This is a genomic window from Actinophytocola sp., from assembly GCF_035712165.1.
GTDB lineage: Bacteria > Actinomycetota > Actinomycetes > Mycobacteriales > Pseudonocardiaceae > DASYTH01.
Window position 1 is genome coordinate 1 of record NZ_DASTBH010000374.1, and the last position, 11,275, is coordinate 11,275.

Annotated in this window: 13 protein-coding genes; 6 read left to right on the forward strand and 7 right to left on the reverse strand. The window is 71.7% G+C overall.

Translation table 11 applies throughout. The features are described from left to right. The coding region (locus tag VFO68_RS20550; RefSeq protein ID WP_325159962.1) for a hypothetical protein at positions 1 to 223 on the forward strand (223 nt) is incomplete at its 5' end. Here the strand turns inward: VFO68_RS20550 and VFO68_RS20555 are convergent. From VFO68_RS20555 to VFO68_RS20565, 3 genes are all read right to left on the reverse strand, one after another. Continuing rightward, positions 191 to 1,786, reverse strand: a complete 1,596-nt coding sequence (locus VFO68_RS20555; RefSeq protein ID WP_325159963.1) for a glycoside hydrolase family 13 protein — start codon at positions 1,784 to 1,786, stop codon at positions 191 to 193. The two genes, VFO68_RS20550 and VFO68_RS20555, sit on opposite strands and share 33 nt — an antisense overlap. 69 nt (positions 1,787 to 1,855) lie before the next feature. Beyond that, the gene (locus tag VFO68_RS20560; protein WP_325159964.1) at positions 1,856 to 2,239 is read right to left on the reverse strand and encodes a globin; all 384 of its coding nucleotides are present in this window, start codon (positions 2,237 to 2,239) and stop codon (positions 1,856 to 1,858) included. A 47-nt stretch (positions 2,240 to 2,286) separates the two neighbouring features. After that, positions 2,287 to 3,261, reverse strand: coding sequence for a mechanosensitive ion channel family protein (locus VFO68_RS20565; RefSeq protein ID WP_414635539.1), 975 nt, complete (start codon positions 3,259 to 3,261; stop codon positions 2,287 to 2,289). Between the two features lie 139 nt (positions 3,262 to 3,400). Between VFO68_RS20565 and VFO68_RS20570 the strand changes: the two genes are divergently transcribed. Continuing rightward, positions 3,401 to 4,054 carry an HNH endonuclease gene (locus tag VFO68_RS20570; protein WP_325159965.1) on the forward strand — a complete coding sequence of 218 codons (654 nt, stop codon included), beginning with the start codon at positions 3,401 to 3,403 and terminating at the stop codon, positions 4,052 to 4,054. Positions 4,055 to 4,058: 4 nt separating this feature from the next. On the opposite strand, the gene VFO68_RS20575 is transcribed toward VFO68_RS20570, so the two are convergent. Further along, positions 4,059 to 4,223 carry a hypothetical protein gene (locus VFO68_RS20575; RefSeq protein WP_325159966.1) on the reverse strand — a complete coding sequence of 55 codons (165 nt, stop codon included), beginning with the start codon at positions 4,221 to 4,223 and terminating at the stop codon, positions 4,059 to 4,061. 323 nt (positions 4,224 to 4,546) lie between these two features. On the opposite strand from VFO68_RS20575, the gene VFO68_RS20580 reads away from it, so the two are divergent. After that, complete coding sequence (locus VFO68_RS20580; RefSeq protein WP_325159967.1) at positions 4,547 to 4,795, forward strand: hypothetical protein; 249 nt, start codon at positions 4,547 to 4,549, stop codon at positions 4,793 to 4,795. Further along, positions 4,782 to 5,327 carry a DUF5130 family protein gene (locus VFO68_RS20585; protein WP_325159968.1) on the forward strand — a complete coding sequence of 182 codons (546 nt, stop codon included), beginning with the start codon at positions 4,782 to 4,784 and terminating at the stop codon, positions 5,325 to 5,327. The genes VFO68_RS20580 and VFO68_RS20585 overlap by 14 nt, the downstream gene beginning before the upstream one ends. 54 nt (positions 5,328 to 5,381) lie before the next feature. On the opposite strand, the gene pepN is transcribed toward VFO68_RS20585, so the two are convergent. Next, complete coding sequence (gene pepN / locus VFO68_RS20590) at positions 5,382 to 7,943, reverse strand: aminopeptidase N (RefSeq protein ID WP_325159969.1); 2,562 nt, start codon at positions 7,941 to 7,943, stop codon at positions 5,382 to 5,384. Positions 7,944 to 8,053: 110 nt separating this feature from the next. On the opposite strand from pepN, the gene VFO68_RS20595 reads away from it, so the two are divergent. After that, positions 8,054 to 8,668, forward strand: a complete 615-nt coding sequence (locus VFO68_RS20595) for a DsbA family protein (protein WP_325159970.1) — start codon at positions 8,054 to 8,056, stop codon at positions 8,666 to 8,668. Between the two features lie 35 nt (positions 8,669 to 8,703). Then, the gene (locus VFO68_RS20600) at positions 8,704 to 10,134 is read left to right on the forward strand and encodes an aldehyde dehydrogenase family protein (RefSeq protein WP_325159971.1); all 1,431 of its coding nucleotides are present in this window, start codon (positions 8,704 to 8,706) and stop codon (positions 10,132 to 10,134) included. Here VFO68_RS20600 and VFO68_RS20605 read toward each other — a convergent pair. Then, entirely contained in the window at positions 10,115 to 10,825 is a 711-nt protein-coding gene (locus VFO68_RS20605; RefSeq protein WP_325159972.1) for an MBL fold metallo-hydrolase, read from the reverse strand. The two genes, VFO68_RS20600 and VFO68_RS20605, sit on opposite strands and share 20 nt — an antisense overlap. Next, positions 10,813 to 11,275 (reverse strand): 2-phosphosulfolactate phosphatase (locus VFO68_RS20610; RefSeq protein ID WP_325159973.1); only part of this gene is annotated, 463 nt, incomplete at its 5' end. The genes VFO68_RS20610 and VFO68_RS20605, both read right to left, overlap by 13 nt.

An 11,275-nucleotide genomic window follows, 5' to 3' on the forward strand; every position in this document is an offset into this window, starting at 1 on the left:
CATCGCCCGCGCGCCGCGGGCCCAGGTGGCCCGCCTGACGTCCGTCCTCGGCGTGGTCCAGAGCGTCACGCTGATGCTGACCAACCCGCTGCTCGGCGGGCTTGCCCAGGCCACGAACGCGCGGCTGGCGGTGGTCGTCAGCGCCCTGCCGCTGCTCGTCGCGGCCGCGGTGGTCGCCCGCCAGGACTGGTCAGAGCAGCCAGGCGGCGGTGTCCGGGGGTAGCTTGCGGTCGACCAGTGGGCCGCTGGACAGCAGCACCTCACCCGCCGGCAGCGGGACCGGGGCGGCGGTCGTGTTCAGCGCGCAGATCAGCCCGCCGCCCTTGCGGCGGTAGGCGAAACAGCCGGCCGGCGCGCCGTACCACTGCACCGCGCCGCCGCTGAACGCCGGATGCGTGCGGCGCAGCTCGATGGCCTGCCGGTACAGCGACAGCATCGAGTCGGGATCCTCGAGCTGGGCCTCCACCGTCAGCCCGGTCCAGTCCCGAGGCATCGGCAGCCAGGGTGTCGCCGAGTCGGGGGAGAAGCCGAACGGCGGCTCGGTGCCCTCCCAGGGCATCGGCACCCGGCACCGGTCGCGGGACGGCAGCCGGCCCCCGGACCGCTTCCACTGCGGGTCCTGCAGAGCCCACTCCGGCAGGTCCACGTTGGGCAGCCCCAGCTCCTCGCCGTTGTACAGGTACACCACGCCGGGCAGGCCCAACTCGACCAGCGCCATGGCCCGGGCCCGGCGCTGCCCGACGGTGCCGTCGCCGTACCTGCTCACCTGACGCATCACGTCGTGGTTGGACAGCGTCCAGGTCGGCTGGGCGCCGGTGCCGGCCACCGCCGCCAGCGAGCGCTCGATCGCCTGCCGGATCGCGTCGGCGTCGAACTCGGCGTTCACCAGCTGGAAGTTGAACCCGAGGTGCAGCTCGTCCGGGCGCACGTACCGGGCGAACCGCTCGTCCCCGTCCACCCAGATCTCGCCCACCGCCATGGCCTCCGGGTACTCGTCGAGCACCTTGCGGATCATCCGGTGGATGTCGTGCACCCCGTCGTGGTCCCAGCGCGGGTCGGCGGGCCGGACGAAGCCCGAGTCGTGCGCCGTGGACAGCAGCTGCGGGTCCATGTTCGGCAGGCCCTCCGGCTTGGCCAGCCCGTGCGCGACGTCGATGCGGAACCCGGCGACGCCCCGGTCCAGCCAGAACCGCAGGGTCCGGACCAGGTCGCTGCGCACATCCGGGTGCGCCCAGTTCAGGTCGGGCTGCTCCGGGGCGAACAGGTGCAGGTACCACTGCCCGTCGTCGGTCCGGGTCCAGGCCGGCCCGCCGAACACGCTCACCCAGTTGTTCGGCGGCAGGATTCCGCCCTCGGCCCCGTCCCGGAACAGGTAGCGCGCCCGCTCGCCGCTGCCCGGCCCGGCCAGCAGCGCGTCGCGGAACCACGGGTGCGCGTCGCTGGTGTGGTTGGGCACCAGGTCGATGGTGACCCGGATGCCGTGCGCGTCGGCCTCGGTGACCAGCCGGTCGAACGCGGCGAGGTCGCCGAACAGCGGGTCGACGTCCCGCGGGTCGGCCACGTCGTAGCCGTGGTCGGCCATGGGGGAGCGGTAGAACGGCGTCAACCACAGCGCGTTGACGCCGAGCAGCTCCAGGTAACCCAGCCGGGACCGGATGCCCTCCAGGTCACCGACGCCGTCGCCGTCGGAGTCGGCGAACGAGCGCACGTAGACCTGGTAGAAGACGGCGTCGTGCCACCAGGGCCGCTCGCTGGTTTCGCCGGGACGCTCGGGGGTTAGACGCACGATCGGTCATCCTGCCATTCGCCGGTCATGGCGGACCCCGAAATCCGCGCTGATGGTTTCGCAATGAGACTAGGTCCAGCTGTTCAGCAGGCTGTTGGCGGCCATCTCCAGGTACTCCCAGAGCTGGCGGCGGTGCGGCTCGGACAGCCCGGCCTCGTCCACCGCCACCCGCATGCAGCGCAGCCAGGCGTCGCGCTGCAGCGGGCCGACCACGAACGGCGCGTGCCGCATCCGCAGGCGAGGGTGCCCACGCTGCTCGGAGTAGGTGTGCGGGCCACCCCAGTACTGCATCAGGAACAGCCGCAGCTTCTCCTCGGCCGGCCCGAGGTCCTCGTCGGGATACAGCGGCCGCAGCACCTCGTCCTCGGCCACCTCCTCGTAGAAACGGCCCACGATCCGGCGGAAGGTGTCCTCGCCGCCGACGGCCTCGTAGAAGGTCTGCTCTGTGCCCACGTCCCTATCCTTGCCGAGCGCCGGCGGGCTCGCGCAGCCGTCCCCGGTCATGGGCCGTTGGGCGGCTGGATCCGGCCGAGGGGTGGGGCGATGCCCGCCTCCTCGAACGCGGCCATGATCCGTGCGCGCAGCGCCCGCTGGGTCGCCCACTGCCGCCCTGGCCGCACCTTGACGGTCATCCGGACGGTCAGGCCCTCGTTGGTGATCTTCTCGAGGCCGAGCACCTCGGGCGGCTCCAGCAGGTCGTCGGACAGCGGCTTGATGGCGGCCGCCTCCTTGCCCACCCGGGCGAGGATCTCGCCGGCCTTGTCCACGTCGGTGCCGTGCGCGACCGGCAGGTCGAGCACGGCCACCGCGAAGCCCTGGCTGGAGTTGCCCACCCGCAGGATCTCGCCGTTGCGCACGTACCAGACGGTGCCGTTCACGTCGCGAAGCGTCGTGACCCGCAGGCCGACCGACTCGATCGTGCCGCTCGCCGGTCCGACGTCGACCACGTCGCCGACGCCGTACTGGTCCTCGAGCACCATGAAGACGCCCGACAGGAAGTCCTTGACCAGGTTCTGCGCGCCGAAGCCCAGCGCGATGCCGACGATGCCGGCCGAGGCCACGATGGGCGCCAGATCGAGGCCGAGCTCGCCCAGGATCAGGATGAACGCCAGCCCGAACACGAGGAACGACACGATCGACTTGAGCACCGACCCGATGGTCTTGGCCCGCTGCGCGCGGCGCTCGGAGACCAGGGCGCCGAGGGCCTGCGGGGCCCGCTCGCGCAGCGGGCGCAGCAGGGCCGGGGTCCGTTCCCCGGTGCCGTTGGTCATCCGGTCGATCACCCGCCGGGCCACGAACCGCACCAGGAACGCCAGCGCGAGGATCATCAGGATGCGCAGCGGCCTGGCCAGCAGCCAGTCCGCCGAGGCGGCCAGCCACTCGTTCTCGGTGAGCCGGTACACCTGCTGGCACCAGCTGCCGTCGTCGGTGATGCAGGCCGGTGGTTGGTCGGTGAAGGGGAGAGTCATGGTCATCGCGCCCGACCCTAACGAGTGCTGGTCCGGGCTGTTCACCGGAGCTTTGGTGAGGTGAAGCAGGACACGTTATCGAAGGCGCGTGCGTTCCGGGTGTGGTTTGTGGTCGAATTTGGCTGCACCGGTGGAGGTGGTGGGCGTGCCCGACCGACATCTCAGCCCGATCGGCGCCCCTCGTGGGCTCGCGCCGCGGACCTCGTCGTGTCCGGAGCCGGATCCCCCGGCGGCGCACGCTCCCGAGAGCACCACCGCCGAGACGCCGATCGGGCTGCCGACCTGGGGGCGCCGCCGGGTGCTGCTGCTCAACGCCACGTTCGAGCCGCTGACCGCGCTGCCGATGCGCCGGGCCGTCGTGCTGGTGGTGTGCGGTAAGGCCGAGGTGGTGCACGGGGATCCCACCGGGACGATGGTGCACTCGGCCAAGTCCAGCCTGGTGGTGCCGTCGGTGATCAGGCTGAGCAACTACGTACGGGTGCCCTACCGGGCCAAGGTGCCGCTGACCAGGGCCGGGCTGATGCATCGGGACCGGTACCGGTGCGGCTACTGCGGAGCCAGGGCGGAGACGGTCGACCACGTGGTGCCGCGCAGCCGGGGCGGCCAGCACACCTGGCAGAACTGCGTGGCCTCGTGCGCCAAATGCAACCACCGCAAGGCGGACAAGCTTCTCTCGGAACTGGGCTGGCGGCTGCGGGTGGTGCCGACCGCCCCCCGGGGGCCGCACTGGCGGTTGCTGGCCGGGGTGGTCGAGGCGGACCCGCTGTGGTTGCCCTATCTGGGTGAACCTGCGGCCTGACCGGCTACGCGGCCCGGGTGATCCGTACGCCGCTGGTGATCCGGACACCCCTGGTGATGCGCACGCCGCTGGTGATCCGGACACCGCGCGTGATCCGCACGCCGTTGGTGAGGCGCTCCGCCCGCGTGATGCGGACCCCGCCGTCGAGCCGGGTACCGAACGGGATCACGACGCGATCTTCGTCCTCTTGAGTGGCCGGAATCACCTGAGTGGCCGAGTTAAGGGTGCACATGGAGTGACCTCCTCTGGGCTTCTCGGTGGCGTCCAGGACACTACCGACAGGACACAAGGGCTGACCAGGTGAAAGTATGACCTTCGGCCGTAACCGGCAAGTTGCTGTCCGGCACCAACCGGGTCACCAACCCCGGATTGCGCCCGTTCGCGCCCCCGCGCTGCCCTTTTCGCCGTATCCCAAGTGCCCACGGTTGGGGCACGGACGCCCACATCGAGGCGTGAACGGGTCCTGAAGCGCCATCCGATACCGTTTCCGCCGTGACTGTCGTCGAGACCTTGCTCGTCTTCGTGGCGATCCCGGCCGCCATCTACGGCGTGATCGCGTTGCTGACCCTGCGGGACCGGGGCACCCGAGCCCCTCGGTACCGGCCCGGCCAGGCGTGGGACTACCCGCCGGTGTGGTGGACGGCCAACCCGGCCGGTGCCGGCCATGTCGGATCCGCCACGACCGCCCCGGCCGGCAAGCCGCGGGGCACGGCCAAGGGAGGTGCCCGTGGCAGCTGGTGAGCTGGTGCGCGAGGACGCCACCGACGCCGACGCCGGCACCGCGCAGGCGTCGGCCGAGCGGCAGCAGACCGCCGAGGCGAACGTCGTAGAGGACCCGGAGCACGGCTACGCGGCCGCGGTGACCGCCAGCGGGCGGCTCTCGGTCGCCCGGGCGCGCCGGCCCGAGGCACCCACGCTGCCGTTCAGCACGCCGCAGCTGTCCCGGCTGGACGAGGCGCTCACGCTGTCCTCCCGGTCCACCGGGCTGCACTTCAGCGTGTACCTGGGCGACCTGGGCGCCGACACCCGAGCCGGCGCGGAAGCCCTGCACGCCACCGACCCGGCCACCGCGGCGGAGTCGGTCCTGATCGCCGTGTCCCCGGCCCAGCGCCGGGTGGAGATCATCACCGGCGCCGAGTCGTCCCGCCGCCTGCCAGACCGCGCCTGCAACCTCGCGGTGATGAGCATGGTCGCCTCGTTCAAGGAGGGCGACCTGATCGGTGGCCTGGTCAGCGCCCTGCGCATGCTCAGCGACCAGGCCGGCCAGCGCTAACCGCCGTCGCGGCCCGACTCGCACCTGGCGGGTCGGGCCGGATCGGTGCGGCGATCACCCACCATCGAACTCGCGGGCGGCCAGAGCCCGGACGATGCCGGCGCGGCCCTCGGAGACCAGCCGGCGCAGGGCCGGCGGGTGGGACTCGTCGGCCAGCCAGGTGTCCGAGGCGGCCACGGTCTCCCGGCTGACCGCCCAGTGCGGGAACAGCCCCAGCACGGTCGGCTGGGCCCGCTCGCTGGACCGGCGCTCCCACACCGCGGCCACGTCCGCGAAGTAGCGCTCGGCGAACGGGATCAGCAGCTCCCGCTGGCTCGGGTGCGAGAACCCCGAGATGATCGACTCGTTGATCGCGTTCGGCAGTCCGTCGTCGTGCACGGCCCGGCGCCACGCCTCCTCCTTGGCCGCCGCGGTCGGCACCAGCGCCCGGGCCCGCTCGGCCTGCCGCTGGCCGGTCGCCGTGGAGTCCCGCTCGAGCAGCCGCTCGATGTCGGTCTCGGCGGCCGCGCCGTGCGCCACCAGCGCCTGCGTGAGCCGCCAGCGCAGGTCGGTGTCCACCACCAGGCCGGGCATCGGGTCGGTGTCGGTCAGCCAGCCGCGCAGCACCGTGAGCTGGTCCTCGGCCAGCGCCGAGGACGTCAGCGCGTTGACGAACGCCAACTGGTGGTCCGAGCCCGGCTCGTCGGCCCGGGCCAGCTCCAGGATCCGGTCGGTGAACATGCGCCAGCCCTGCGGCGCCCAGTCCGGGTCGGCGTAGGAGGCGATCGCGATCTGCGCCTGCATGAGCAGCCGCTGCACCACGCCGACCTCGGTCTCGGCCGGCAGCCCGTGGCACACCAGCGGCACGAAGTCCCGCGCCTTGAGCTCGGCCTCCCTGGTCATCTCCCAGGCGGCCGACCAGCACAGCGTGCGCGGCAGCGGCTCGACGATGTCGCCGATCCGGTCGATCAGGGTGGTCAGCGAGTCCGGGTCCAACCGCATCGTGCAGTAGCTGAGGTCGTCGTCGTTGACCAGTAGCAGCTTGCCGCGCGACCGGCCGACCAGCTCCGGCACGGTGGTCAGCTCGCCGTCGACGTCGATCTCCTGGCGGTGCGTGCGCACCAGCCGGCCGTCCTCGTCGTCGTAGACCCCGATCGCCACCCGGTGTGTGCGGACCTCGCCGCCGCCCGGCTTGGCGCCGCCCTGGGCGATGGCGAACTCGGTGAACCGGCCCTCGCCGTCGACGGTGAACACCGGGCGCAGCGGGTTGAGGCCGGTGGTCTCCAGCCACTGCGCGCTCCACCCGGACAGGTCGCGCCCGGACGCCTCCTCCAGCGCGGCCAGCAGGTCGGCCAGCGTGGCGTTGCCCCAGGCGTGCTTGCGGAAGTACACCCGCAGCCCGGACAGGAAGTTCTCGGTCCCGACGTAGGCGGCGAGCTGCTTGAGCACGCTGGCGCCCTTGGCATAGGTGATGCCGTCGAAGTTGACCTCCACCGCCTGCAGGTCCGGGATGTCCGCGGCGATCGGGTGGGTGGACGGCAGCTGGTCCTGCCGGTAGGCCCAGGACTTCTCGATGTTGGCGAAGCTGGTCCAGGCGTGCACGTACTCGGTGGCCTCGGCCTGCGCCAGCACGCTGGCGAACGTGGCGAACGACTCGTTCAGCCACAGGTCGTCCCACCAGCGCATGGTGACCAGGTCGCCGAACCACATGTGCGCCATCTCGTGCAGCACGGTCTCGCACCGGCGCTCGTAGGCGTAGCGGGTGACCCGGCTGCGGAAGACGTAGTCCTCCAGGAAGGTCACGCATCCGGCGTTCTCCATCGCGCCGGCGTTGAACTCCGGCACGAAGCACTGGTCGTACTTGCCGAACGGGTAGGGCACCCCGAAGCTGCGGTGGAAGAAGGCGAAACCCTGCTTGGTCTCGGTGAACAACCGCTCATGATCCATGTGCTCGGCGAGCGAGGCGCGGCAGTACAGGCCGAGCGGAATGGTGACCTCGTCGTCCCGATATTCGTCCAGCCACTGCGCGTACGGGCCGGCCACCAGCGCCACGAGATAGGTGGACATCGGCTTGGTGGTCTCGAACACATGCCGCACCGCGCCGTCCGTCGTGTCCTCTGTGGACAGAGTGGCGGAGTTGGAGATGACCAGCCAGCCCTTCGGCGCGAGCACGGTGAGCTGGTAGACCGCCTTGAGGTCGGGCTGGTCGAAGCAGGCGAACATGCGCTTGGCGTCGGCGGTCTCGAACTGGGTGTAGAGATAGACGCTCTTGTCCACCGGGTCGACGAAGCGGTGCACGCCCTCCCCGGTGTTCATGTACCGGCAGGACGCCTCGACCCGCAGTTCGTTGCGCTCGGCCAGGCCCGCCAGGGCGATGCCGTCGTCCTCGCGGTAGCCGGACAGGTCCACCGCGCCGCCGTTGAGTTCGGCGTACTGCACCGAGTCGGCGATCAGGTCGATCCAGGTGTCCGCTCCGGGCCGGCGGCTGCGGAACCGGACCGTGGTACTGGAGCGGAAGGTGCCGTCCCCGGGCTGCCCGATGCCGTCGGTGAGATCAAGCTCGATGGCATAGGACTCCACCTCGAGCAACGTGGCGCGCTGCTGGGCTTCGTCACGGGTCAGGTTCGGAGCGGCCACTGATCACCTCGGTTGGGGGGTCGGTTCTGATAACCGCATCCAATCACGTCGGACAGGTTAGGTCTTCGCTGACAGGGAAGAACACCCGCCCGAGTCGGGTTGTTCTGGGCATGACAACTCCTGGCTCGACCAAAGTCGACTTCTATTTCGACCCGGCCTGCCCGTTCGCCTGGATCACCTCCCGGTGGATCCTCGAGGTGGAGCGGCATCGCGAGATCGACCTGCGCTTCCGGGTGATGAGCCTGTCGGTGCTCAACGAGGGCCGGGATCTGCCCGAGGACTACCGGCGCGGGATGGAGCGCGCCTGGGGTCCGGTGCGGGTGTGCATCGCCGCCGCGGCGAAGAACGGCGAGGACGTGCTGCGCGACCTCTACACCGCGATGGGCACCCGGATCCACAACCGGGGCTACGAGGACACCGACCTGGTGATCAAGGAGTCGCTCGCCGAGGTGGGCCTGCCGGCCGAACTGGCTGAGGCGGCCGGGAGCACCGACTACGACGAGGCGTTGCGGCGCAGCCACCACGAGGGCATGGACCCGGTGGGCATGGATGTCGGCACGCCCACCATTCACGTGAACGGAGTGGCGTTCTTCGGTCCGGTGCTGACCTCGATCCCGCGGGGCGAGGACGCGCTGCGGCTGTTCGACGGAACCGTTGCCGTGGCGAGCTTCCCGAACTTCTTCGAGATAAAGCGCACACGGACCGGGGAGCTGTCGTTCGACTAGGGTCGATGGACAGAACCGCATTCTTGGAGGGACCAATGGCTGCTCCTGCCACCGCCCGCACCGGCCACGTCATCGGCGGCCGGGTGATCGACGAGTCGTCCGAGCGCATCGAGGTGGTCAACCCGGCCACCGAGGAAGTCATCGGCTCGGTGCCGGCGGGCACGGCGGCCGACGTGGACGCCGCCGTCACCGCCGCGAGCGACGCGTTCGGCTCCTGGTCGGCCACCCCGGTGGCCGAGCGCGCGGCCGTGGTGCGCCGGATCTCCGAGGGGCTGGCCGCCCGCCGCGACGAGATCGCGGCCACGATCACCGCCGAGATGGGCTCGCCGATCACGTTCGCCACCCGGGTGCAGGCCAGCTTGCCGGTCGCCACCTCCGCGGGCCTCGCCGGGCTGCTGGAGAGCGGCTACTCGTTCAGCGAGGAGATCGGCAACTCGCTGGTGCTGCGCGAGCCGGTCGGCGTGGTCGGCTGCATCACGCCGTGGAACTACCCGCTGCACCAGATCGTGAACAAGGTGGTGCCGGCACTGGCCGCAGGCTGCACCGTGGTGCTCAAGCCGAGCGAGGTCGCCCCGCTCAACGCCAACCTGCTGATGGAGGTGCTGGCCGAGGCCGGCGTGCCGGCGGGAGTGGTGAACCTGGTGCACGGCGTCGGCCCGGTGGTCGGCGAGGCGATCGCGGCCCACCCGGGGATCGACATGGTGTCGTTCACCGGATCGACCCGGGCCGGCCGGCGGGTGTCGGCCGTGGCCGCCGAGACGATCAAGCGGGTGGCCCTCGAACTGGGCGGCAAGTCGGCCAACGTGGTGCTCGACGACGCCGACCTGGGCAAGGCGGTCAAGGTCGGCGTGGCCAACACCTACATCAACGGCGGCCAGACCTGCACCGCGTGGACCCGGATGCTGGTGCCGGCCGACCGGCACGACGAGGCCGTCGAGCTGGCGGCGGCCGCGGCGGCCAAGTACACCGTCGGCGACCCGACCGACGAGTCGACCAGGATCGGACCGATGTCCTCGGCCGCCCAGCGCGACCGGGTGTACGACTTCCTGCGGCAGGGCGTCGAGGAGGGGGCCACGGTGGCGTTCGGCGGGCCGGATGCCACCGGGCTGCCCGAACGGGGCGCCTTCGTGCCGCCGACGGTGTTCGCCGGTGTGCGCCCCGGCATGACGATCGCCCAGGAGGAGATCTTCGGCCCGGTGCTGTCGATCCTGCCGTACGCCGACGAGGAGGAGGCGGTGCGGATCGCCAACTCCACGATCTACGGGCTGGCCGGTGCCGTGTTCGCCGCCGACACCGACCGCGCGGTCGAGGTCGCCAAGCGGATGCGCACCGGTCAGGTCGACGTCAACGGCGGCGCGTTCAACCCGATGGCTCCGTTCGGCGGCTACAAGCAGTCCGGCAACGGCCGCGAGCTGGGCAAGTTCGGGCTGGAGGAGTTCACCGAGCTCAAGGCGATCCAGCGCTGAGGTATTCGGCGGCCAGCTCGTCGCGTTGTGTCTCGACGAACGCCGGGCCCACCGGGTTGCCGTGCCCCGGCACGATCACCCGGGGGGCCAGCGCGAGGAGCACGTCCATGGTCGCCGGCCACTCCTTCGGGTAGGCGTCCGGTCCGACCACCGGTGGGGCGCCCTCCTCGACCAGGTCGCCGGCGAAGAGCACCGCCGCGTCCGGCACGTGGGCCACCACGTCGCCGCCGGTGTGCCCGCGGCCCGGATGCAGCAGGGTCACCGCGCGCCCGCCCAGGTCCAGCTGCACCGAACCGGGTACCAGGTCGCTCGGCACCACCACCCGGGCGGTCCGGACCCGCTCGGCCAGGTCCGGCTTGCCCGCCTCGGTGAAGTAGCGCACGCCCCGGCCCCGGTGCTCGTCGGCGTTGCCGGCGATCTCGTCCCGGCAGACCGGGTGCGCCCACACCGGGTCCGGGCCGAACGCGGCCGTGCCGAAGAAGTGGTCCCAGTGCGCGTGGGTGACCAGCAGCGTCCAGGGCAGTGGGGTCACCGTGCGGACGGCCGCGAGCCAGTCCGCGCCGTGCACCTCGTCGGAGCCGCTGTCCACCACCAGGCAGCGCTCGGCGCCGACGACCAGCCCGAGGGTCTGGTCCAGCTCGGCGTGCCGCCGGGCGAACACCCGGTCGGCCACCTCGATCATCCCGTCCATTTCTCGAACACTCCGTTCACCAGGATCGGTACCACGTCCGTGCTGTCCACCTCGGCGGCCAGCGGCACGTCGGCCGGCACACCCCGGCCGGCCAGCTCGCGGCCGGTGCCGCAGCCGGCCAGCAACTCGCCGATCCGACCGGCCGCGCCCGCGTAGGCCGCGGCGGCCAACTCGGACTCGGGGGAGCGGCCCGGCAGGCTGGCGATCGCCCCGGCGCCGAGCAGGTCCTCCACCGACGGCCGCAGCCCCTCCTCCGGCGCATTCCACCGCTCGCCGGCCGGCACCACGCCGATCGGCGCGTCTGCGGCGATCCGGCGGGCCGCGGCGCGCACCGCCGCGGCGTTGCGCAGGCAGCCGGCCAGCACGGTGCGGCCGGTGGCCGCCGCGGCCGCGCACAGGCTGCCCCCGTTCAGCGAGGAGATCCCCAGGAAGGTCCCGGCCGGCAGGTCG